We start from the raw sequence: 22,246 nt of genomic DNA on the forward strand, positions 1-22,246 counted from the left end.
CCGGCACGAGCCCGCCCCGAGCCCGGAGGAGACGGAAGAACCGCGATGACCGAACCACCGGCCTACCTGCGGGTGGCCCAGGACCTGCGCCGTCAGATCGAGGACGGCCTGCTGCCCGCCGGGGAGCGGCTGCCCTCCCGCGCCCGCCTCGCCGAGAAGTACGGCGTGGGGCCCAATGTCGCGGTGGCCGCGGTGCGGGTGCTGATGGCCGAGGGCCTGGTCTACGGCCGCGCGGGCAGCGGGGTGTACGTACGCGAGCCCGCGGCGCTGCGGCGGATGCTGCGCTCCTGGCACGACGGGAGGCTCAGCGGCACGCCGTATGTGCTGGACCTGCCGGACCACGGCGCGGGGCGGCGCGAGGGCAGCTCCACCACGGTGGCCGCGCCGCCGGGGATCGCCGAGCGGCTGGGGCTCGCGGCGGGCGCGCAGGTGGTGCGCAGCGCGTATGTCTTCTGGACGGGCCGCGACCGCAGCATGGTCTCCACCAGCTGGGAGCCGCTGGAGCTGACCGGCGGGACGCCGGTCGCGCTGCCCGAGGCGGGTCCGCTGGCGGGGCGGGGGGTCGTGGCGCGCATGGCGCATATCGGGCTGCCGGTGGACCGGGCGGTGGAGGCGGTGGTGGCGCGCACGGCCTCGGCGGAGGAGGCGGGGCTGCTGGAGATCGCGGCGGGCTCCGTGGTCGAGGCACTGGAACGCACGTACTACAGCGGCGACCGGGCGGTGGAGACGGCCGACATCGTGGTCGCGGCCGGGCGTTATCAGCTGGTGTACGAGTTTCCGGTGGGTTCCTGAGGGCCTTCGCCGGGTGTTCACCGCCGGTCGGGTATTCACTGGAAGGAACTGGAGAGAGCCGGACGGACAGCCGGTGTCATACTGGAAGATGATTGAAGATGTGAGTATCTGGGCGCTCTTCCGCCGGGGCGCGGCGGTGCGCGCCTGAGCTCATGGCTTCGGCCGGATGTACCAGGCAGCGTGAGATGAACGAACATGAGGCGAACGGACACCGCGCGGGACCAGCCCGTCCGGTCCGACGACCTCTTTGACGAGGCGTCCACGGCCAGAGCCACCATCGATGAGCGGGGCATCGTCACCGGGTGGAGCGAGGGGGCCCGCAGGCTCCTCGGTCACCCGGGCGCGGCGGTGGTGGGCAGGCCCGCTTCCCGGCTGCTCGCCGACGGGGCGGCCGGGGCACTCCCCGGCTCCCTGGCGCGGCTGACCAGGTGGAGCGGGGAGCTGACGCTGCGCCACCGCGACGGCCGTCCCCTACGGGTCGGCCTGCTGGCGCACCACCGGGCGACGGCGGACGGCGGGGCCGAGTGGCTGCTCGTCTCCCCGCTCGACCGGACGGAGCCGGCCGCCACCGACGACGAGCTGATCAGGACCTCCTTCGCCCAGGGGCCGTGCACGATGGCGGTCTTCGACACCCGGCTGCTCCTGCGCTGGGCGAACGCGGACATGGAAGGCGCGTTGGGCCTCGGTCAGGACCAGATGCGCGGGCTGCGCATCTCGGAGATCGTGACCGACGCGCGCGGCGCCGAGGCCGAGCGGCTGATGCGCCTGGTGCTCGAGACGGGCCGGCCGCAGCATCTGCGCCTCCCGCCGACACACGGCAGGGCGGCCTGGTCGTCCTCGCTGGCCCCGCTGCGCGGCGACGACGGCCGGGTGCTGGGCGTGATCCTGGCGGGTCACGATGTCACCGTGCGGTACGAGGCGCAGCGGCGGCTGGCGCGGCTCAACGAGGCCAGTCTCCGGATCGGCTCCACGCTGGACATCGTGCGCACCGCGCAGGAGCTGACCGATGTGGCCGCCCCGGAGTTCGCGGACTTCGCCGTGGTGGATCTGATCCCCTCCGTCCACCCCGGCGGCGACGAGCCGCCCCCCGGCCCGGTGCCCGGCACCGTCGTACTGCGCCGCGTCGCCGCGCAGTCGGCGCTCGAAGGCAAGCCGGACATGGTGGTCGCGCTCGGCGACCTGGCCGTCTACCCGGAGCACTCGCCCGCGGCCGAGTGCCTGGCCGCGGGGCGGGGGGTGCTGGTCAAGGTGACCCCCGAGACCATCGCCCGGTGGGAGCGGGACGATCCCGCGCGGGCCGCGAGGATGCGTGAATACGGCTTCCACTCCACGATCGCCGTCCCCCTGCGCGCCCGCGGAACCACGCTGGGCGTGGCCGCCTTCGCCCGCCACCGGCGCCCGGAGCCGTTCGAGGAGGACGATCTGCTGCTCGCCGAGGAGATCACGGCCAGGGCCGCGGTGTGTATCGACAACGCCCACCGCTACACCCGCCAGCGCGAGGCCGCCCTGACCCTTCAGCGCAGCCTGCTGCCGCAGACCCTGCCGCGCCACGCGGCGGTCGAGACCGCCTGCCGCTATCTGCCCGCCGGGTCGCGGGCGGGGGTCGGGGGCGACTGGTTCGATGTGATCCCGCTGTCCGGCGCCCGGGTCGCGCTGGTGGTGGGCGATGTGGTCGGCCACGGCTTCCAGGCGTCCGCCGCCATGGGCCGGCTGCGGACGGCGGTGCGTACGCTGGCCGATGTCGAACTGCCCCCGGACGAGTTGCTCACCCATCTCGACGACCTCGTCAACCGGCTGTCGGCCGAGGCGGAGGGCGAGCCGGGGGACGCCGGGCGGGCCGCCGGGGACATCGGCGCCACCTGTCTGTACGTGGTGTACGACCCGGTCTCGCGGCGCTGCTGTCTCGCCCGCGCCGGCCATCCGCCGCCCGTGCTGACCCGGCCCGACGGCACCGCCGAATACCTCGACCTGCCCAGCGGGCCGCCGCTGGGCCTGGGCAGCCTGCCCTTCGAGTGCCGCGAGGTGGAGCTGGCGGAGGGCAGCCTTCTGTCCCTCTATACCAACGGACTGATCCAGGTCCCCGACCGCGATGTCGACGAGGCGGTGGACGCGCTGCGCGCGGTGCTCTCCCGGCCCGCCGAGTCCTTGGACGAGCTGTGCGGCACGGTGCTGAGCACGCTGGTCCCCGGCCGCCCCGCCGACGATGTGGCCCTGCTGGTGGCCCGCACCCGGGCGCTGGACGCGTCCCAGGTGGCCACCTGGGACCTGCCCTCGGATCCGGCCGTCGTGGCCCAGGCCCGTAAGGACACCACCGACCAGCTGATGGCCTGGGGCTTGGACGAGGCGGTCTTCACCACCGAACTGGTGGTCAGCGAGCTGGTCACCAACGCCATCCGGCACGCCCGGGGGCCCATCCAGCTGCGCCTGATCCACGACCGCAACCTCATCTGCGAGGTCTCCGACGGCAGCAACACCGCCCCGCATCTGCGCCGGGCGCGCGTGTTCGACGAGGGCGGCCGGGGGCTGCTGCTGGTGGCTCAGCTCGCGCGGCGCTGGGGCACCCGGCACAGCGCCACCGGCAAGACGATCTGGGCCGAGCAGGCCCTGCCGGGCCCGGCCGGGTGAGGGCTGGCCATACAATCGCCGCAGAAACAAAGCCAGTTCGGCCGAGGCGCGCGGCACCCAAGGAGCGAAAGGCCGCATCTCCATGCGTAGTCAAGGATCGCTCGGCACCGGCCCGCTGGCCGGCCTGAGCCCCGCCGAATCGGCCCGCCTCATGGCGGTCATGCGCGAGGCCGCCCTGAGCCGGGGCCGGCTTCCGCTGCCCGCACGCCCGGTGATCGGGCAGTCCTGGGACCGCATGCTGCGCCTGGGCCTGGACCCGGAGCGCGGCAGCGCCCCGCGACTGCTGGGCATCGAGGAGCTGGAGCGGCGGCGGCAGCAGACCCGGCTGGCGGATGTGCTGCCCACCTTGCACAGCGGCCTGCTGGAGGCGGCGGAGGCGGCCGGGCACATCATGATCATCACCGATGGGGACGGCCGGGTGCTGTGGATCGACGGCCACCGCGGGGTGCGCAGGCACGCCGACGGCATCGCGCTCACCGAGGGCGCCCACTGGGCCGAGGACGTCGCCGGCACCAGCGGCATCGGCACCGCGCTGGCCGTCCGGGCGCCCGTACGGGTGCACTCCGCCGAACACTTCGTCCGCGCCTTCCACACCTGGAGCTGCGCCGCGGCCCCGGTCCGCGACCCCCGGGACGGACGGCTGCTGGGCATCGTGGACATCAGCGGCCCGGCCGCCAGCGCCCATCCGACCGTACTGTCCCTGGTCACCGCGACGGCCCGGTGGGCGGAGGGCGAACTGCGCCTGGCCCACAGCCGGGAGCTGGACCGGCTGCGCGCCGTCGCGGCGCCGGTGCTCGCCCGGATCCGGGGCAAGGCGGTCGCGGTCGACCCGCACGGCTGGATCGCCGGTGTCACCGGGGTCACCCCGCGGGACCGCCGGCTGCTGCTGCCCAAGTCGACGTGCGACGGGCCCGTGTGGCTGCCCGCGCTCGGCGCGTGCGCGGTGGAGCCGCTGCCGGGCGGGCATCTGCTGCGGGTCCTCGGCACCGGGGCGGACGAGGCGGGCGAGCTGTACGGGCCGGAGGGCACCGGCCGCGTGGTGCTGGACGTACGCCGCCCGCACGAGTGGTCGCTGACCTTCTCGGGGCCCTCGGGCGCCTGGACCCACCAGCTCAGCGCGCGCCACGCCGAGGTGCTGCTGGTCCTCGCCGCGTCCCCCGGCGGGCGGACGGCGGCGCAGCTGGCCGACGACCTCTTCGGCGACCCGACGCGGACGGTCACCGTGCGCGCCGCCATGTCCCGGCTGCGCCGCAGCTTCGGGGCGGTGCTCGCGCACCGCCCCTACCGCATCGCCGACCAGCTCCGCGTCGACGTACGGAAGCCGGACCACCTCCAGGACCTGCTCCCCTTCAGCGCCGCGCCGGCCGTCGCCCGGCTGCGGGGGGCTGGTTAGCCGCGTCCGGCGACCTCTTCCGGGCGGAGGACGGCCGCGAGCCGGTCGGCGGGCAGCAGGCCCTTCTCCAGGACCAGTTCGGCCACGCCGCGGCCGGTGGCCAGGGCCTCCTGGGCGATGCTGGTGGCGGCGCTGTAGCCGATGTGCGGGTTGAGGGCGGTGACCAGGCCGATGGAGTTCTCCACCGTCGCGCGCAGGTTCTCGGCGTTCGCGGTGATGCCGGAGACGCAGCGCTCGGCGAGCGTCAGGCAGGCCGCGCGCAGATGGGTGATGCTCTCCGACAGGGAGTGCAGGATGATCGGCTCGAAGGCGTTGAGCTGGAGCTGTCCGGCCTCGGCGGCCATGGTGATGGTGACGTCGTTGCCGATCACCTCGAAGGCGACCTGGTTGACCACCTCGGGTATGACCGGGTTGACCTTGCCGGGCATGATGCTGGACCCGGCCTGTACCGGGGGCAGGTTGATCTCGTTCAGCCCGGCGCGCGGGCCGGAGGAGAGCAGCCGCAGGTCGTTGCAGCTCTTGGAGAGCTTGACGGCGATGCGCTTGAGGACGCCCGACAGATGGACGAAGGCGCCGCAGTCCTGTGTGGCCTCGACCAGGTTGGCGGCGGTGACCATGGGCAGGCCGGTGATGGCGGCGAGGTGGCGGCGCGCGGCCTCGGCGTAGCCGGCGGGGGCGTTGAGGCCGGTGCCGATCGCGGTCGCGCCGAGGTTGATCTCGTGGACGAGGCTCTGGGCCTCGAGCAGCCGGCTCTGGTCCTCCTCCAGCATCACCGCGTACGCCGAGAACTCCTGGCCGAGCGTCATCGGCACGGCGTCCTGGAGCTGGGTGCGCCCCATCTTCAGGATGTCCCGGAACTCCTCGGCCTTGGCGGCGAACGCCTCGCGCAGGATCTCCATCGCGGCCAGCAGCCCCTGCACGGCGAAGATGGTGGAGACCTTGACGGCGGTCGGGTAGACGTCGTTGGTGGACTGGCTGAGGTTGACGTCCTCGTTCGGGTGCAGATGGGTGTAGTCGCCCCTGGCGTGGCCGAGGATCTCCAGGGCCCGGTTGGCGATCACCTCGTTGGCGTTCATGTTGGTCGAGGTCCCCGCCCCGCCCTGGATCACATCGACCACGAACTGGTCGTGCAGCCGGCCCTCCCGGATCTCCTGGCAGGCGGCCGCGATGGCGTCGGCCTTGCGCGGCTCCAGCAGCCCCAGGTCCTGATTCGCGCGGGCCGCGGCCTCCTTGACGGCGGCCAGGGCGCCGATGAGGTGCGGGTAGGCCGCGATGGTGGTGCCGGTGATGGGGAAGTTCTCCGTGGCGCGCAGGGTGTGGATGCCCCAGTACGCGTCGGCCGGCACGTCACGGTCGCCCAGCAGGTCGTGTTCTCGGCGGAAGCCGGTGGCAGTCATCGGTGTGCGGTGTCCCTTGGTGAGGCGGGGTGAGGGTTGAGGTGGGGGGTGACGTGGGCCGGAGCGCGTCAGGCGAACCGCCGTGAAAACACTTCCGTGGCGCGCAGGCTACCGACGGGCCGGCCGCCGCCGAGCACCGGGGCCTCGGCGAACTCGGTGAGCAGGTCGGGGTCGACGCCGAGGTGGGCGAGGGCCGCGGCGGTCACCGGCATCCGGGCGCGGTCCCCGCCGTCGGCGATCTTCACGGCGAGCGCCCGCCCGTCGGGCAGCGCGGCCACCTGGACCCCCTCGAAGCCGTCCTTGGCCACGAGGCCGGGCACCGCGCGCATCAGGCGGGCGACGTCCCGCCCGGTCCCGGCGACCATCTCCGGGTACTCGCGCATGGCGGCCGCGACCCGGCCCTCGGGGGTGTCCGCGGGGGCGGCGGCGATCCGCGCGAGGGCGCGGGCCAGCCCGATTGGGGAGACGGCGAACAGGGGCGCGCCGCAGCCGTCGACCGTCACCTGGGCGACGCGCTGCCCGGTCAGGTCCTCGACGGTCTCGGCGATCAGCTGCTGTAGCGGGTGCGCCGGGTCGAGGTAGCCCTCCAGGGGCCAGTCGCACAGCTGGGCGGTGAGCAGCATCGCGGCGTGCTTGCCCGAGCAGTTCTGGGCGAGCCGGGAGGGGCCGTGCCCGGCCCGCAGCCACGCCTCGCGCTCGGGCGCTCCGTAGGGCAGGTCGGGGACGTTGCGCAGCAGGTCCTCGGCCAGCCCGCCGTGCGCGAGGATGCGCCGCGCGCCGGCCAGGTGGCGCTGCTGGCCGGAGTGGCTGGCGGCGGTGAGCGCCAGCAACTCGCCGTCCAGCGGCAGCCCGGCGCGCAGCATGGCGACGGCCTGGACGGGCTTGAGCGCCGAGCGGGGGTAGAACGCGGCGTCGGGGTCGCCCGCCCGGAGGAGCACCTGGCCGTCGGCGGCGAGCACGACGGCGGAGCCGTGGTGGACGCCTTCGACCAGGCCGCCGCGGATCACCTGGACGAGCGGTACGTGACGCACCTCGCGGATCTCGGGCGGCTCGGCGGGCAGGGGGCGGTCCGCGTCGGGACGCATATGGGGGGAGGCGTTCACGGGAGAGGGGGCCACAGGAGAGGGGTTCACGGGAGAGGCGTTCTCAGGAGAGGGGTTCACGGGGGGAGTACTCAAGGTGATGGCCGGGGTGTGGTGCCGTTCGGGGGCGGTCATCGCCGTCCGCTCACCCGGCCCCGTACACCGAACCAGCCGATGACCAGCGCCACCACGATCGCGGGGAGCGCCATGACGGTCAGCCGGCTGGGCCCGCCGTCGGCCCACATCAGGACCAGGACGGAGGCGAGGAAGCCGATGGTGACGATCTCCGTGTAAGGCGAACCGGGGAGCCGGTAGCCGGGGCGGCTGACCAGCCCGGCGCGGGCCTTACGCCAGAAGAGCAGGTGGCACAGCATGATCATGGCCCAGGTGGAGAGGATGCCGATCGCCGCGAAGTTCAGCACGATCTCGAAGGCCTTGCTCGGCACCACGTAGTTCAGGCCCACGCCCAGCACACAGAAGAAGGCGGTGAGCAGGATCCCGCCGTAGGGGACGTGGGTGCGGCTCATGACACCGGTGAACTTGGGCGCGGAGCCCGACATCGCCATCGAGCGCAGGATGCGGCCGGTGGAGTAGAGCCCGGAGTTGAGGCTGGACATGGCGGCGGTGAGCACGACGAGGTTCATCACCCCGCCGGCCGAGGGCACGCCGATGTTGGACAGCACGGTCACGAACGGGCTCTGATCGTGCGAGTAGGAGGTGAACGGCATCAGCATGGAGAGCAGCACCACGGAGCCGACGTAGAAGAGGGCAACGCGCCACATGATGGAGTTGATCGCCCTGGGCATGATCTTCTCGGGGTTCTCGGTCTCCCCCGCCGCCACGCCGACGAGCTCCACGGAGGCGTAGGCGAAGATGACGCCCTGGATGACCAGCAGCATCGGGAGCACGCCGTGCGGGAAGACGCCGCCGTTGTCGAAGATCAGCCCGGGGCCGGGGTCATTCCCGTCGACCGGGTGGCGGGTGACCAGCAGGAAGATGCCGATCGCCATGAAGACGACGAGCGCGCTGACCTTGATGATCGCGAACCAGAACTCCATCTCGCCGAAGAGCTTGACCGAGATGAGGTTGACCGCCAGCACGACGGCGAGCGCGATCAGGGCGATCACCCACTGCGGGATGTCGGTGAACATGCCCCAGTAGTGGGTGTAGGTCGCGACGGCCGTGATGTCGGCGATACCGGTGGTGGCCCAGTTCAGGAAGTACATCCAGCCGGCGACGAAGGCCCCCTTCTCGCCGAGGAACTCGCGGGCGTACGAGACGAAGGCGCCCGAGGAGGGGCGGTACAGCACGAGCTCGCCCAGGGCCCGTACCACGAGGAAGGCGAAGACGCCGCAGACCGCGTAGGCGATGAACAGGGATGGTCCGGCGTCGTTGAGCCGCCCTCCGGCTCCGAGGAAGAGCCCGGTGCCGATGGCGCCACCGATGGCGATCATGTTGACATGCCGGGCCTTGAGGGACTTGCTGTACCCGGCGTCGCCCGCGTCGACATGTGCGGGCGGGGTCTTGGTGGGCTGCTGACGGCGTTCTTCCTGCCGGAGGGACTGCTCGCTCACTCCTGCTGGCCTTCCGTTGCTGTTCTCGTGGGTATCGCGGCAAGGCCTGCCTCGGGGGCGGGCCGCACGATGGTGGTGAGGGTTTTTTCGACGCGCTGGAGGTGATGTGTCATCGCCGCCACCGCGTCGGGCTCCGAGCCGTCGGACAGCGCCTCGACGATCGCCCGGTGTTCTCGGTTCGCCTGCTCGCGCCGGTCGCCGAGTTCGGTGAGGAACGCGGACTGCCGTGCGAGGGCGTCGCGGATTTCCTCGATCACCTTGCGGAATACAGGGTTCCGGGCCGCTTGGGCAATGGCGAGATGGAAAAGTGTGTCCATCGCCACCCAGGCGGTGGTGTCGGTCTCCCGCTCCATCCGCTCCAGCAGATGGTTGAGATGGTCCAGGTCCTCGGCGGTGCGGCGGCCGGCCGCGTACCCGGCGACCGGGATCTCCACGTGCCGACGCACCTCGAGCAGGTCGCTCGCCGTGTAGTCGCCGAAGGTGGGGTCCTCCACCGGGCCGTTGGAGATGACGAAGGTACCCTTGCCGGTGCGCGACACGGTGAGCCCCATGGTTTGCAGGGCCCGCAGCGCCTCCCGGAGCACCGGTCGGCTCACCTCCAGCCGACGGCAGAGCTCCGCCTCGGACGGGAGCTTGTCCCCGACCGCGTATTCGCCCTGTTCAATGGCGTGGCGGAGGTGCGTGAGCACGGCTTCCATGGCACTGACACGACGCGGGATCGACGAGCCCGCCGCGCCTGTCTGGCTGTCTGACAAGTTCACGGGCAGATACTCGGCTGGCCACGGAACCATTGTCAATAGTTCCGCGACAAAGAGAGCCCAACTGCACAAGGTGAGGCTTTTGCCCGGTTTATGCTCTATGTGGAGTTTCTTCTCATGGGCTGGAGGCTCCGGCCGGGACATGGGCGACGGGTGCGTGATCAGGTATGACGCAGCAGCTGACGAAGGCACGTATCACGGCCGTCGACACCCACGACATCCGCTTCCCCACCTCGCGGCGGCTCGACGGCTCGGACGCCATGAACCCCGACCCCGACTACTCGGCCGCCTATGTGACCATTCACACCGATGCCCCGGACGGCCTGGCGGGCCACGGCTTCTGCTTCACCATCGGCCGGGGCAACGAGGTGGCGGTCGCGGCGATCGACGCCCTGCGCCCGCACCTGATCGGCGCGGAGTTCGACGGGACCCCGGCCGACCTGGGCGGCCACTACCGCGCACTGGTCGGCGACAGCCAGCTGCGCTGGCTGGGCCCGGAGAAGGGCGTCACCCACATGGCCATCGGCGCCGTGATGAACGCCCTGTGGGACCTGTGCGCCAAGCGGGCGGGAAAGCCGCTGTGGAAGCTCCTGGCCGACTTCACCCCCGAGCAGCTGGTGGCCCTCGTGGACTTCCGCTACCTCGCCGACGCGCTGACCCCCGACGAGGCGCTGCTGATCCTGCGCCGCGCGGAGCCCGGCAAGGCCGAGCGCGAGGCCCGGCTGCGGGCCGAGGGCTATCCGGCCTACGCCACCTCCCCCGGCTGGCTCGGCTACTCCGACGCCCACCTCGCCTCGGCCGCCCGCCGGGCCGTCGCCGACGGCTTCGCCCAGATCAAGCTGAAGGTCGGCGCCGACCTGGAGGACGACATCCGGCGCTGCCGGATCGCCCGCGAGGTGGTCGGCCCGGACATCCGGATCGCCCTGGACGCCAATCAGCGGTGGGAGCTGGGCGAGGCGGTCGAGTGGACCCGCGCGCTGGCCCGGTTCGACCCGTACTGGATCGAGGAGCCCACCTCCCCCGACGAGATCCTCGGCCTCGCCGCGATCCGCCGTGCCGTTGCACCTGTGAAGGTCGCGGCGGGCGAGCATGCCGCCAACCGGGTGATCTTCAAGCAGCTTCTGCAGGCTCAGGCCCTGGACATCCTGCAACTGGACGCCTGCCGGGTCGGAGGGATTCCCGAGCATCTGGCGATCCTGCTGCTCGCCGCCCAGTTCGGGGTTCCGGTGTGCCCGCACGCGGGGGGCGTCGGGCTCTGCGAGCTGGTGCGGCACCTGGCCATGTTCGACTATGTGGCAGTCTCCGGAACGCTGGAGGACCGCACGATCGAGTACGTCGACCATTTGCACGAGCACTTCACCGATCCCGCGGTGATCGCCCGGGGGCGGTACACGGCCCCCTCCGCCCCCGGGTTCAGCTCCACCCTGCGGCCCGAGTCGCTGCGCGCGTACGCCTACCCCCACGGCGCCGTCTGGCTCGCCGAGCGGGCACAGGGGGTGGCATGAGCGTGTCTTGGCGCGCTGCGCGGGCTGGACTGAGGAGCCGCGCAGCGACGAAGGAGCGAGCAGTGACGAGGGAAGCCCGCGCGTTGGAGCGCGGCGGGACTGAGCGGGACAGGGCAGCGTGAGCACGATGGGCCGGGGGGTACGGAGGGGCGCGGTGCGCCACCGCACCGCCGCCGTCGCGGTTCTCGCCCTGGCCCTGGGCCCGGCCGCCGCGGGCTGCGGCGGCCACCCGGCCGGCGGTCGGGTCGGCGTCATCGTCCCGTTTCTCACCTCGCCGTTCTGGCAGGCCTACAACCACGACATCCCGCGGCAGGCCGCCGAGCAGGGCGTCCGGGTGCTCCCCACGGTGAACTCCAACTCCGACACGGGCAAACAGATCAGCGACATCCAGAACCTGCTGTCCGAGGGCGTCAAGGGCCTGGTGGTCTCGCCCATCGACTCCGCCGCCATCGCCACGGGCCTGCGGGCCGCGCAGCGCGCACACGTCCCGGTGGTCGCGGTCGACGTGGCCCCGCGGAAGGGAAAGGTGGCCATGGTGGTCAGGGCCGACAACCGCGCGTACGGCCGCAAGGCCTGCCAGGTCCTGGGGCGGGCCGTGAAGACGGGCAAGGTGGTGCAGGTCCAGGGCGATCTGGCCTCGGTCAACGGCCGGGACCGCTCGTCCTCGTTCTCCGGGTGCATGGCGCGGCGCTACCCGGCGATCAAGGTGCTGAACATCCCCGCCAGATGGCAGGCGGACAAGGCCGCGGCCGGCCTGGAGGCGCTGTACACCGCCAACCCCGGCATCAAGGGCATCTATCTCCAGGCCGGCGGGGTGTATCTGGCGCCCACCCTGCGGACCCTCCAGCGCCACAACGCGCTGGTCCGCGCCGGCAGCCCCCGGCACATCACGATCGTCTCCAACGACGGCATCCCGCAGGAGCTGACCGCCATCCGCGAGGGCCTCATCGACGCCACCGTCTCCCAGCCCGCCGACCTCTACGCCAAGTACGCCATGTACTACATCAAGCGGGCGATGGCCGGGAAGACCTTCCACCCGGGCCGCACGGGCCACGGCAGCACCATCGTCGAGCTGCCCGGGGGCATCCTCCAGGACCAGCTCCCCGCGCCGCTGGTGACCCGGCGCAACGTCAACGACCCGGCGTTGTGGGGCAACCGCCGATGAACACCGTCCGGCCCCCGCTCGTCGAGGCCCTGGGGATCACCAAGCGGTACGGGCCCACGGTGGCCCTGCTGGACGCGGGGGTCACCGTCGAGGCGGGCGACTCCCACGCCCTCGTCGGCCGCAACGGGGCGGGCAAGTCGACGCTGGTGTCGGTCCTCACCGGGCTGACCCGGCCGGAGCGCGGCACGGTGCGGTACGACGGCGAGCCCGCGCCCGCCTTCGCCGACCGGGCGGCGTGGCGCCGCCGGGTGGCCTGCGTCTACCAGCGGTCGACGACCATCGACGAGCTGTCGGTGGCGGAGAACCTGTTCCTGGGCCGTCAGCCGGTCACCCCGCGCGGCCGGGTGATCAGCCGGCGGCGGATGCGGCTGCAGGCCCGCGCGCTGCTGGACGCGTGGGGCGTGCCGGTGGACGAGACGGCCCGGGCCGGCGGGCTGAGCGTCGAGGACACCAAGCTGGTGGAGATCGCGCGGGCGCTCTCGCTCGGCACCCGCTTCATCGTCCTGGACGAGCCGACGGCCCAGCTCGACTCCCGGGCGACCGGCCGGCTGTTCGCCCATATGCGGCGGCTCCAGGAGGCCGGGGTCACCTTCCTCTACATCTCCCACCACCTGCGGGAGGTGTACGAGGTGTGCCAGGCCGTCACCGTCCTGCGCGACGCCCGCCGGATCGTCACCGCCCCGGTCGGCGAGATGCCCCCGGGGAAGCTGATCGCGGCGATGACCGGCGAGCCCGGCGGCCTGCCGGTCCCGCGCGCCGCACCGCCCCGGCCCTCGGGCCCGGCCGCCCCCGCCGCCGTACGTCTGGAGCACCTCAGCAGCCCGCGCTTCCACGACGTCAGCCTCACCGTCGCGGCCGGTGAGGTGGTCGGCCTGGCCGGGCTGGCCGGCTCCGGCAGCCATCAGCTCGGGGCCGCGCTGGCCGGTCTGCACCGCGCCTCCGGCGGCCGCGCCTGGATCTTCGGCCGCCCGCTGCGCACCGGCAGCGTCCCCGCGGCCCTGGCCGCCGGGGTCGGCTGTCTGCCGCGCGACCGGCACCACGAGGGGCTGGTCCCGCTGCTGTCGGTGGCCGAGAACATCACCATGCCGGTCCGCGGCCTGGGCCCGCTGGGCCTGATCAGGCCCGGGGCGCGGGACGCCGTCGCCCGGCGCGCGATCGCCGACCTCGGCATCGGCACCGAGGGACCCGCCCAGCCGCTGAGCGAGCTGTCCGGCGGCAACCAGCAGAAGGTGGTCCTGGCGCGCGCCCTGGCCACCGACCCCAGGGTGCTGGTGCTCATCGACCCGACGGCCGGGGTGGACGTACGGGCCAAGCGCACCCTGCTCGCGGCGGCGATCCGGGCCAGGGCCGAGGGGCGCGCGGTGCTGGTGGTCTCCGACCAGCTGGAGGATCTGCGCGTCTGCGACCGCGTGCTCGTCATGTTCAACGGCTTCGTCACGGCCGAGTACCCGGCGGGCTGGCGGGATGGCGACCTGCTCGCCGCCGTCGAAGGGGTGACGGCCGGCCATGGCTGACCCGCCCGCTTCCCCGGCCGGCCCGGTCCGCCGTGCCGCCCTGTTCCGGATCCGCGATCTCGCGCTGCTGCCCGCGGTGCTGCTGCTGCTGGTGATCGGCGCGCTGGCCAACGACACCTTCCTGGAGCGGGAGAACCTGATCAACATCCTGGGCGCCTCCTCGGCGCTCGGGCTGCTGGTGCTCGCCGAGGCGATGATCCTGATCAGCGGCCGGATGGACCTGTCCCTGGAGTCCATCGCGGGCCTGGCGCCCGCGCTCGGCTTCCTGGTCGTCATCCCCGCCGCCTCCGGCGGCTTCGGCACCCGCTGGCCCGCCTGGCTGGGGCTGTTGATCATCCCCGTGGCGGGGGCGTTGATCGGCGCGGTCAACGCCGCCCTGATCGTGGGGCTCCGGCTCAACGGCTTCATCGTCACCCTCGCGATGAACATCGTGCTGCGCGGGGTCCTGATCGGCCTGGTCTCCGGCAGGACGCTGTTCGACGCCCCGGCGGCCTTCTTCGCCCTGGGCTCCGAGAACTGGCTGGGCCTGCCGATCTGCGTCTGGGTGAGCGCCGGGTGCTTCGCCGTGGCCGGGTTCGCTCTGCGCTATCACCGCTTCGGCCGCGCGGTGTACGCGGTCGGCGGCAACGCCCCGGCCGCCCGTGCGGCGGGCATCCGGGTAACGCGGGTGGGCTGGGCGGTCCTGATGGCCGGCGGGGCGCTGTCGGCCGTCGCGGGGCTGGTCATCGCCGGACGGGTCGGCGCGGTGGACGCCAACCAGGGCAGCGGCATGATCTTCACCGTCTTCGCGGCCGCGGTGATCGGCGGCATCAGCCTCAGGGGCGGCCGCGGCTCGCTGCTCGGCGCCCTGCTGGGCACGCTGCTGCTGGGGATGCTGGAGAACCTGCTCACCCTCGCCCAGGTGTCGTCCTTCTGGATCCAGGCGATCTACGGCGGCATCATCCTGCTCGCCCTGATCGTGGCCCGCCTCACCACCGGCGAGGCACAGGAGTCATAGTATTAAGGGAAATCTCTCCGCAGATGGGACGGGCGATGACCAGCCCCGAGGGAATCGTTCCAACCGAAGCGCACGTCCCGTTCGACATGGCCGACGCGGCGACCGCGGTGGTCGACGCGGCGGGCACCGTCGTCGGATGGACCACCGCCACGGAGCGCCTCCTCGGCTACCCGGCTGCCGAGGTGTTGAACACGCCTGCCTCGAAGCTGATGGCGGCGGCCGAGGACGCGGCGAAGGCGCGGAGCATCGCGGAGCAGTGCCGCGACCAGGACAGCTGGGGCGGTCTGGTGACGCTGCGGCACCGCTCGGGCCACCAGGTCGAGGTCGGTGTGCGGGTCTCCGGGATCTCCGGGATCTCCGAGTTCTGCGGGCGCGGGTGCTGGCTGATCTCCGCGATCGACCTGTCGAAGATCCCCTCGTGGGCGCTGAGCGGATCGCTGCTGGAGGCGTTCCTCGTCCGCTCGCCGATCGGCATGGCCGTCCTCAGCCCGGACCTGCGGTACGTATGGATGAACGACATGCTGGAGCGCTACGGCGGGGTGCCCCGGGAGCAGCGGCTGGGCCGCCGGATGGCGGAGTCCCTGCCCGGCCTGGACACAAACGCGCTCGAAGCGCAGATGCGGGATGTGCTCGAGACCGGCAAACCGGTGGTCGACTACGAGTACCGGGGCTGGACCATGGCCGATCCGTACCGCGAGCACGCGTACTCGACCTCGTTCTTCCGGCTCGACAACGCCGACGGCCACCCGGTGGGCGTGTGTTACATGGGCATGGACGTGACCGACCGGTGGCGGGCGCGCGAGCGGCTGGCCCTGCTCAGCGAGGCCAGCGCGAAGATCGGCAGCACGCTGGACGTCATGCGAACCGCCCAGGAGCTCGCCGACTTCGCCGTGCCGCGGCTTGCCGACTTCGTGACCGTCGACCTGCTGGAGTCGGTGCTGCGCGGCGAAGAGCCCGAGCCCCTGGCCCGGTCGCAGCGGACGCTGCCCGCGTTCCGGCGGGCGGGGCAGGCCTCCATCCACGAAGGCACGCCCGAGTCCATCGCCGCGCTCGGGGACCTCGTCTCCATCTCCCCGACCTCGCCCTTCGCCTCCTGCTTCTTCTCCGGCGAAGCCCTCCTGGACCCGGCGATGAACGTCTCCGTCACCGCGTGGACCGGCGACAACCCGGACCCGGCCCGGGCCCGGAAGGTCCGCGAGTTCGGGATGCGCTCTTTGATGGTCACGCCGATCCGTGCGCGCGGCACCATCCTGGGCGTGGCCTCGTTCGTCCGCTCCCGCGACCCGGACCCGTTCGAGGAGGACGACCTGGTGCTGGCCGAGGAGTTGGTCGCACGGGCCGCGCTGTGCGTGGACAACGCCCGCCGCTACACCCGCGAGCACACCACGGCCCTGGCCCTCCAGCGGAGCCTGATGCCGCACAACCTGCCCGGCAGCCCGGTCCTGGAGGTGGCGTCGCGCTATCTGCCGACCGACGTCCGCGACGGCGTGGGCGGCGACTGGTTCGACGTGATCCCGCTGTCCGGGGCCCGGGTGGCCCTGGTGGTCGGCGACGTGGTGGGGCACGGCATCAACGCCGCGGCCAGCATGGGCCGGCTGCGTACCGCGGTGCACACGCTCGCGGACATGGACCTGCCGCCGGAGGAACTGCTGGCCCACCTCGACGACCTGGTCATCCGGCTCGGCGAGGAGCGGGTGGGCGAGGAGGACATCGCCGCCGCGCTCATCGGCGCCACCTTCCTGTACGCGATCTACGACCCGGTCACCCGGCGGTGCACCATGGCCCGGGCCGGGCACCCGGCGCCCGCCATCGTGGCTCCGGACGGCGAGGTCACCTTCCCCAGCCTGCCCGCCGGACCGCCGCTGGGCCTGGGGTCGCTGCCCTTCGAGTCGGCCGAACTCGAACTCCCGGAGGGCAGCCTGATCGCCCTCTACACCGACGGCCTCATCGAGACCTGCGACCCGGACATCGATATCGGCCTGGGCCGCCTGAGCAATACCCTCGCCCAGCCCGGGCTGCCCCTGGAGGACCTCTGCTCCGCGGTGGTCGACACCCTCCTCACCCGCCCGCCGTCCGACGACGTCGCCCTGCTTCTGGCCCGTACGCACTCCCTGAGCCCCGGCCATGTCGCCTCCTGGGACCTGCCCACCGACCCGGCCGTGGTCGCCAGCGCCCGCTCCCTGACGGTCCGCCAACTCGCCGAGTGGGGCCTCGATGAGCTGATGATGACCACGGAGCTGGTCGTCAGCGAGCTGGTCACCAACGCCATCCGCCACGCCACCGGACCGATCCGGCTGCGGCTGATCCGGCACGACGTGCTGATCTGCGAGGTCGCCGACGCCAGCAACACCTCGCCGCGGCTGCGCCACGCCCGTACCACCGACGAGGGCGGCCGCGGCCTGTTCCTCGTCGCCCAGCTGACCCGCCGCTGGGGCACCCGCTACGCCGAGGGCGGCAAGCTCATCTGGGCCGAGCAGGACCTTCCGGCTCCGGCATGAGGCGCACCCCGGCGCGCCCGCGCCCTGTTCATGATCGGCTCACTCCCGCACACTGGATGCTGGCCACAGGGAGGGGGCACGGCGTGCGCGAGTCGGTGGGGCGCGGGGGCCGGTCGACGGGCCGGCGGCAGTGCCTGCTCACCTCCCCGTGGACCCGCGGCGCCGCGGCGGTGCTGGCCGGGGCGCTGCCCGCGCTGGCGTTTCCCGAGCCGTCGCTGTGGTGGCTGGCGTACGGGGCGCTGGTGCCGTGGATCCTGCTGGCCCGCTCGGCCCCCACCGGCCGGCGGGCGGCCCTGGACGGCTGGCTGGGCGGGGCGGGGTTTCTGCTGGCGGTGCACCACTGGCTGATGCCGAGCCTGCATGTGTTCATCGTGGTGCTCGCGGCGCTGCTCGGGCTGTTGTGGCTGCCGTGGGGCTGGCTGGTGCGCAGGCTGCTGCACGGCCGGCCGGGGCCGGGCCGGGCGGCGGCGGCCCTGGTGCTGCTGCCCTCCGCGTGGCTGCTGGCCGAGCTCGTACGGTCCTGGCAGTACCTGGGCGGGCCGTGGGGACTGCTGGGGGCGAGCCAGTGGCAGGTGCCGCCCGCGCTGCGGCTGGCGTCGGTGGGCGGGGTGTGGCTGGTCAGCTTCCTGATCGTGGTGGTGAACGTCTCGCTGGCCCTGCTGGCCGCGGTGGCCGGCTCGCGCCGGGTGGCGCTGGCCGGGGTCACGGCGTGTGCCGCGGCGACCGCCGGGGTGTGGAGCTGGGCGCCGGTGCCGGGGCCGGCCGGCACGGTGCGGATCGCGGTGGTGCAGCCGGGGGTCATCAACGTCCCCGGACCGCGCTTCGACCGCGGCGAGCAGCTGACCCGGCAGCTGGCCGGCCGCCACCTCGACCTGGTCGTCTGGGGCGAGAGCAGCGTCGGCCAGGACCTGGCCGCGCGGCCGGACCTGAGCCGGCGGCTGGCCGCGCTGTCCCGGCAGGTCGGCGCGGACCTGCTGGTCAACGTGGACGCGCGGCGCAGCGACCGGCCGGGGATCTACAAGAGCTCGGTGCTGATAGGCCCGCACGGCCCTACCGGTCAGCGGTACGACAAGATGCGGCTGGTGCCGTTCGGCGAATACATCCCGGCCCGGTCGCTGCTGGGCTGGGCCACCTCGGTGGGCAAGGCGGCGCCCGAGGACCGCAGGCGCGGCACGGAGCAGGTCGTGATGCGGCTGCCGGACCGCCTGCGGATCGGACCGCTGGTCTGCTTCGAGTCGGCGTTCCCCGACATGAGCCGCAATCTGGCGCGGGACGGGGCGCAGGTCCTGGTCGTACAGTCCGCGACCTCCACGTTCCAGCACAGCTGGGCGCCCGCACAGCACGCCTCGCTGGCCGCCCTGCGCTCCGCGGAGACCTGGCGGCCGATGGTGCACGCGACCCTGTCCGGGGTGAGCGCGGTCTTCGGGCCGCGCGGCGAGCCGGTGGGCGGGCGGATGGGCACCGACACGAGTGCGGCCATGGTCTACGAGGTGCCGCTGGGCCGGGGCACCAGCCCGTATGTGCGGACCGGGCCGTGGACCGTGTACGGGTCGCTGGCCGCGCTCGCCGCCTTCTGCGCGGTGGAGGGCGTGGGCGCGCTCAGGCGCTCGCGGGGCTCTGGTTCTCCAGCGCGTCCTTGACGACCCGCTCGCACAGCTCGTGGGTGCGCAGCGCGTCCTCCGCGGTCAGCAGGGTGCCCGCGCGCACGGCGTCGAGGAAGGCCTGGGTGATCTGCTCGATGCCGCGCTGCCGGGCGACCGGCACCCAGTCGCCGCGGCGGCGCACGCTGGGCTGGCCCTTGTGGTCGACGATCTCCGCGAGGTTGAGGACCTGCCGCTTGGTGTCTCCCCCGGAGACCTCCAGGATCTCCTCGGTGGAGCCGCTCATCCGGTTCATCGTGCCGAGCGCGGTGAACCCGTCTCCTGACAGTTGCAGGACGACGTGGTGCATCAGGCCGCCGCGGATACGGGCCCGCACGTCGATGTGGTCGACCGGGCCGGGCGCGAGGAAGCGCAGCGTGTCGACGACGTGGATGAAGTCGTCGAGGACGAGGGTGCGCGGATCCTCCGGGAGGCCGACGCGGTTCTTCTGCATCAGGATCAGGTCGCGCGGGTGGTCCAGGCACTGCGCATAGGCGGGGGCGTAGCGCCGGTTGAAGCCGACCATCAGGCTGACCCGGCGGCTCCGGGCGAGGTCGACCAGCCGCTCGCTGTCCGCCGGCTGATAGGCGAGCGGCTTGTCGACGTACGTCGGCACCCCGGCCTCGATGAGCCGGGTGACAAGGGTGGCGTGCGCGGCCGTCGCGGCGTGGACGAAGGCGGCGTCGAGGCCCACCGCGAGGAGTGTGTCCAGGTCGGTGTGGCGGTGGGCCTCGGGGACGCGGTACGCGTCGCCGACCCGCTGAAGGGTGGCGGGGGTGCGGGTGAGGAGGTGCGGCTCGAGCCCGGGCCGGGCCATGAGCACGGGCAGATACGCCTTCTGAGCGATATCCCCGAGCCCGATGCAGCCCACCCTCATGCCGTCTCCCTGGTTCGTCCCGCCCCGGCAGCATACGGGGGCCGGGGCGGGGCGAGTCGGCGTGAGGAGAGCGAGCGGGACGGGCGAGCCGGGGACGCGGCATGACCGGCGGGGACGACGCCGACACGCAGGCCCCGGGCGAGCCCGGGAGGATGGACCCGAAGAAGTCGGCGTGCTCTCGGTGCCCGGGAACCTGGACGCGCTGAGCCGGCTGCTGGCCGACGGTTCCGTGTGGGGACTACCCACGGACCGGATCACGCTGGTGCGACCCCCATACTCGCCGTCTCCCTCCAGCGGTTCTGACACCTGTCCTCACCTCGGCGGGCCCCACCCCGGCGGGCCTCCCTCCACCGCACCACCCAGCCGCAGCGCGAGCCGGTGGATCGCGGCGCGTACGCCGTCGCCGTACGGGCCGTCGACCAGCCCCCGGGCGCTGGCCCGGGCCAGGGCGAGCTGGCCACGGGCCGCCGCCCGTTGGCCGAGCTTCGCGTAGTCGGCCGCGAGGCTGAGGTGGAGGCTCGGGTAGAAGGCGCGCACCTTCGTGGCGGCGGGGCGGCCGTCCGCGCCGGCGATCCGGTCGGCCGCGGCGAGCGCCAGCAGGTCCCACATCAGCTCGTCGGCCGGGTCGTCCTGGGTGTCGGCCAGGTAGTGGGCCAAGGCGCAGCGGTGGAAGGGGTCGCCGCCGTCCCGGAGCTCTCGCCACAGCTCGGCCAGGCGGTTGCGCGCCTCCTCCCGGTCGCCGCCGCGGTGCAGCATGACCGCCTGCCCGATCCTGGTCGGCACCGCGTCGTCCTCGGACGCCTTGCGCCGTGCTCCCGCCATCGCGGCCTCCCGCTGGCCTCCGCTGTTCCGGCACTCCTTCGAAACTAGCCGCCGCCGGCGGCGATCCGGGGCAGCGCGCTCACGCGCTCAGCCCGACGGGGCGTAGCGCTGGGCCAGTTCGGTGACAGCGCGCGCGACCGCCTCGCGCAGCTCGGGCGGGCCGAGTACGTCGGCCTCCGCGCCCAGCCACAGCAGGTCGTGGGTCGCGACGGGCAGCGACTCCACGGGCAGCACCACCCGCACCCGGCCGTCCGCGTCGGGCGGGCCCGCGGCCGCGGCCGCCGCCTCTCCGGACGCGCCGAACTTCATCGGCAGCAGCCGCAGTCCACGCGGGGTGAGCAGCAGTTCGGCCTCGCCCTGGAAGCGCATCTCCTCCAGCCGCCGGGACGACTCCGCCCAGTAGGTGGCCAGGTCGAACCCGGTGGGCCGCTCGAAGGTCTTCTCCAGGACCTCGGCGGTCAGGATCCGCGACACGCGGTAGGTGCGCACGCTCGCCATGCTGTCCGTGCTCGCCACGCGCGCCACCAGGTACCAGATGCCGCCCTTGAGGACCAGGCCCAGCGGGTGGAGCTCCCGCCGCACCTCGCCGCGCCAGCGGCGGTAGTCCACGCGCAGCACCCGCGGCCGCCACACCGCCTCGGCGACCGCGCCGAGGTGGGGCACCTCCTCGGCGTCGCGGAACCAGCCGGGCGCGTCCAGGTGGAAGCGCTCCTGGATGCGCCGGGACCGTTCCCCCAGCTCCGCCGGGAGCGCTGCCCGCAGCTTGAGCTGGGCGGTGGCCAGGTCGGCGCCCAGGCCCAGCTGGGTGGCCGGGCCCGGCATCCCGGCCAGGAAGAGGGAGTCGGCCTCGTCGCCGGTGAGTCCGGTCAGCCGGGTGCGGTAGCCGTCGAGCAGCCGGTAGCCGCCGGCCGGGCCGCGGTCGGCGTACACCGGGATCCCGGACGCGCCGAGCGCCTCGATGTCGCGGTAGACCGTACGGACCGACACCTCCAGCTCCGCGGCGAGCTCCGGCGCGGTCATCCGGCCCCGGTTCTGCAACAGCAGGAGCAGCGAGAGAAGGCGGTCGGCGCGCATGGCTCCCATTGTGCCGCCGTACCTGACAAGGGATGTCAGGTACGGCGGGCAAGGTGCTCCTCACGCCGCGCGGCACGGACCGCGCCGCGGCCTCGGAACCATCGGAAGGAAAACCGCATGACCACGCACGCCACCGGCACGTTCACCTTCGCCAACTGGGACGAGACCACGGTCGGCGAGGCCGGTGACGGCCTCAAACTGGCCCGCGCCACGGTCACCAACAGCTTCTCCGGGACCTTGGAGGCGGAGCGCACCACCTGTGAGTACGCGATCACCTACTTCACCGACAAGACGGGCGTCTGTGCCGGCTACGAGCTGGTGACCGGCGCCCTCGGAGGGCGCGCCGGCAGCTTCGTCTTCGTACAGCACGGCGCCTTCGGCGAGGACGGCAAGATCCACTGCTCGCTGGAGGTGGTGCCCGGCTCCGGCACCGGCGAGCTGGCGGGCCTCACCGGCAAGGGCGGCTTCGTGGCCATGACCGGCCAGTCCACCACCCCGTACAGCTTCGAGTACGACCTGGGCTGAGGCCGGTC

General features: G+C 73.1%; 17 protein-coding genes. 10 read left to right on the forward strand and 7 right to left on the reverse strand.

The window, feature by feature from the left end:
- Positions 1-45: 45 nt before the first annotated feature.
- From ACWY4P_RS04755 to ACWY4P_RS04765, 3 genes are all read left to right on the forward strand, one after another.
- Positions 46-792, forward strand: coding sequence for a GntR family transcriptional regulator (locus tag ACWY4P_RS04755; RefSeq protein ID WP_456208848.1), 747 nt, complete (start codon positions 46-48; stop codon positions 790-792).
- A 195-nt stretch (positions 793-987) separates the two neighbouring features.
- Positions 988-3,417 carry a SpoIIE family protein phosphatase gene (locus ACWY4P_RS04760; RefSeq protein WP_456208849.1) on the forward strand — a complete coding sequence of 810 codons (2,430 nt, stop codon included), beginning with the start codon at positions 988-990 and terminating at the stop codon, positions 3,415-3,417.
- Positions 3,418-3,499: 82 nt separating this feature from the next.
- Positions 3,500-4,810 carry a GAF domain-containing protein gene (locus ACWY4P_RS04765; RefSeq protein WP_456208850.1) on the forward strand — a complete coding sequence of 437 codons (1,311 nt, stop codon included), beginning with the start codon at positions 3,500-3,502 and terminating at the stop codon, positions 4,808-4,810.
- Here ACWY4P_RS04765 and aspA read toward each other — a convergent pair.
- From aspA to ACWY4P_RS04785, 4 genes are all read right to left on the reverse strand, one after another.
- Positions 4,807-6,207 carry an aspartate ammonia-lyase gene (gene aspA / locus ACWY4P_RS04770; protein ID WP_456208851.1) on the reverse strand — a complete coding sequence of 467 codons (1,401 nt, stop codon included), beginning with the start codon at positions 6,205-6,207 and terminating at the stop codon, positions 4,807-4,809. The two genes, ACWY4P_RS04765 and aspA, sit on opposite strands and share 4 nt — an antisense overlap.
- 68 nt (positions 6,208-6,275) lie before the next feature.
- Positions 6,276-7,292, reverse strand: coding sequence for an asparaginase (locus tag ACWY4P_RS04775; protein ID WP_456212814.1), 1,017 nt, complete (start codon positions 7,290-7,292; stop codon positions 6,276-6,278).
- A gap of 128 nt (positions 7,293-7,420) precedes the next feature.
- A complete protein-coding gene (locus tag ACWY4P_RS04780; protein WP_456208852.1) occupies positions 7,421-8,863 on the reverse strand; it encodes an amino acid permease in 1,443 nt (480 codons plus the stop codon).
- The gene (locus ACWY4P_RS04785) at positions 8,860-9,624 is read right to left on the reverse strand and encodes a FadR/GntR family transcriptional regulator (RefSeq protein ID WP_456212815.1); all 765 of its coding nucleotides are present in this window, start codon (positions 9,622-9,624) and stop codon (positions 8,860-8,862) included. Before ACWY4P_RS04785 ends, ACWY4P_RS04780 begins: the two co-directional genes overlap by 4 nt.
- A 164-nt stretch (positions 9,625-9,788) precedes the next feature.
- On the opposite strand from ACWY4P_RS04785, the gene ACWY4P_RS04790 reads away from it, so the two are divergent.
- From ACWY4P_RS04790 to lnt, 6 genes are all read left to right on the forward strand, one after another.
- Positions 9,789-11,126, forward strand: a complete 1,338-nt coding sequence (locus tag ACWY4P_RS04790; RefSeq protein ID WP_456208853.1) for an enolase C-terminal domain-like protein — start codon at positions 9,789-9,791, stop codon at positions 11,124-11,126.
- Positions 11,127-11,253: 127 nt separating this feature from the next.
- Positions 11,254-12,291 carry a sugar ABC transporter substrate-binding protein gene (locus tag ACWY4P_RS04795; protein WP_456212816.1) on the forward strand — a complete coding sequence of 346 codons (1,038 nt, stop codon included), beginning with the start codon at positions 11,254-11,256 and terminating at the stop codon, positions 12,289-12,291.
- Positions 12,288-13,805, forward strand: coding sequence for a sugar ABC transporter ATP-binding protein (locus ACWY4P_RS04800; RefSeq protein WP_456208854.1), 1,518 nt, complete (start codon positions 12,288-12,290; stop codon positions 13,803-13,805). Before ACWY4P_RS04795 ends, ACWY4P_RS04800 begins: the two co-directional genes overlap by 4 nt.
- Positions 13,798-14,802, forward strand: coding sequence for an ABC transporter permease (locus ACWY4P_RS04805; RefSeq protein ID WP_456208855.1), 1,005 nt, complete (start codon positions 13,798-13,800; stop codon positions 14,800-14,802). The genes ACWY4P_RS04800 and ACWY4P_RS04805 overlap by 8 nt, the downstream gene beginning before the upstream one ends.
- Positions 14,803-14,837: 35 nt before the next feature.
- Positions 14,838-17,300, forward strand: coding sequence for a SpoIIE family protein phosphatase (locus tag ACWY4P_RS04810; RefSeq protein WP_456208856.1), 2,463 nt, complete (start codon positions 14,838-14,840; stop codon positions 17,298-17,300).
- Positions 17,301-17,356: 56 nt separating this feature from the next.
- The gene (lnt, locus tag ACWY4P_RS04815) at positions 17,357-18,940 is read left to right on the forward strand and encodes an apolipoprotein N-acyltransferase (protein WP_456208857.1); all 1,584 of its coding nucleotides are present in this window, start codon (positions 17,357-17,359) and stop codon (positions 18,938-18,940) included.
- On the opposite strand, the gene ACWY4P_RS04820 is transcribed toward lnt, so the two are convergent.
- The 3 genes from ACWY4P_RS04820 to ACWY4P_RS04830 all read right to left on the reverse strand — a co-directional run bounded on the left by ACWY4P_RS04820 (position 18,900) and on the right by ACWY4P_RS04830 (position 21,713).
- Positions 18,900-19,817, reverse strand: coding sequence for a Gfo/Idh/MocA family protein (locus ACWY4P_RS04820; RefSeq protein WP_456208858.1), 918 nt, complete (start codon positions 19,815-19,817; stop codon positions 18,900-18,902). The genes lnt and ACWY4P_RS04820 overlap by 41 nt on opposite strands.
- 312 nt (positions 19,818-20,129) lie before the next feature.
- Complete coding sequence (locus ACWY4P_RS04825) at positions 20,130-20,639, reverse strand: hypothetical protein (RefSeq protein ID WP_456208859.1); 510 nt, start codon at positions 20,637-20,639, stop codon at positions 20,130-20,132.
- Positions 20,640-20,726: 87 nt separating this feature from the next.
- Positions 20,727-21,713 carry a helix-turn-helix transcriptional regulator gene (locus ACWY4P_RS04830; protein ID WP_456208860.1) on the reverse strand — a complete coding sequence of 329 codons (987 nt, stop codon included), beginning with the start codon at positions 21,711-21,713 and terminating at the stop codon, positions 20,727-20,729.
- 117 nt (positions 21,714-21,830) lie between these two features.
- On the opposite strand from ACWY4P_RS04830, the gene ACWY4P_RS04835 reads away from it, so the two are divergent.
- Complete coding sequence (locus ACWY4P_RS04835; RefSeq protein ID WP_456208861.1) at positions 21,831-22,238, forward strand: DUF3224 domain-containing protein; 408 nt, start codon at positions 21,831-21,833, stop codon at positions 22,236-22,238.
- The last annotated feature ends 8 nt before the right edge of the window (positions 22,239-22,246 follow it).

Source organism: Streptomyces sp. LZ34 (assembly GCF_053890475.1).

Bases quoted from the DNA above. Each gene is read 5' to 3' on its own strand.
- ACWY4P_RS04755 (WP_456208848.1), top strand. From the start codon at position 46: ATGACCGAACCACCGGCCTACCTGCGGGTGGCCCAGGACCTGCGCCGT.
- ACWY4P_RS04760 (WP_456208849.1), top strand. From the start codon at position 988: ATGAGGCGAACGGACACCGCGCGGGACCAGCCCGTCCGGTCCGACGAC.
- ACWY4P_RS04765 (WP_456208850.1), top strand. From the start codon at position 3,500: ATGCGTAGTCAAGGATCGCTCGGCACCGGCCCGCTGGCCGGCCTGAGC.
- aspA (WP_456208851.1), bottom strand. From the start codon at position 6,207: ATGACTGCCACCGGCTTCCGCCGAGAACACGACCTGCTGGGCGACCGT.
- ACWY4P_RS04775 (WP_456212814.1), bottom strand. From the start codon at position 7,292: ATGCGTCCCGACGCGGACCGCCCCCTGCCCGCCGAGCCGCCCGAGATC.
- ACWY4P_RS04790 (WP_456208853.1), top strand. From the start codon at position 9,789: ATGACGCAGCAGCTGACGAAGGCACGTATCACGGCCGTCGACACCCAC.
- ACWY4P_RS04795 (WP_456212816.1), top strand. From the start codon at position 11,254: ATGGGCCGGGGGGTACGGAGGGGCGCGGTGCGCCACCGCACCGCCGCC.
- ACWY4P_RS04800 (WP_456208854.1), top strand. From the start codon at position 12,288: ATGAACACCGTCCGGCCCCCGCTCGTCGAGGCCCTGGGGATCACCAAG.
- ACWY4P_RS04805 (WP_456208855.1), top strand. From the start codon at position 13,798: ATGGCTGACCCGCCCGCTTCCCCGGCCGGCCCGGTCCGCCGTGCCGCC.
- ACWY4P_RS04810 (WP_456208856.1), top strand. From the start codon at position 14,838: ATGACCAGCCCCGAGGGAATCGTTCCAACCGAAGCGCACGTCCCGTTC.
- lnt (WP_456208857.1), top strand. From the start codon at position 17,357: ATGCTGGCCACAGGGAGGGGGCACGGCGTGCGCGAGTCGGTGGGGCGC.
- ACWY4P_RS04820 (WP_456208858.1), bottom strand. From the start codon at position 19,817: ATGAGGGTGGGCTGCATCGGGCTCGGGGATATCGCTCAGAAGGCGTAT.
- ACWY4P_RS04825 (WP_456208859.1), bottom strand. From the start codon at position 20,639: ATGGCGGGAGCACGGCGCAAGGCGTCCGAGGACGACGCGGTGCCGACC.
- ACWY4P_RS04830 (WP_456208860.1), bottom strand. From the start codon at position 21,713: ATGCGCGCCGACCGCCTTCTCTCGCTGCTCCTGCTGTTGCAGAACCGG.
- ACWY4P_RS04835 (WP_456208861.1), top strand. From the start codon at position 21,831: ATGACCACGCACGCCACCGGCACGTTCACCTTCGCCAACTGGGACGAG.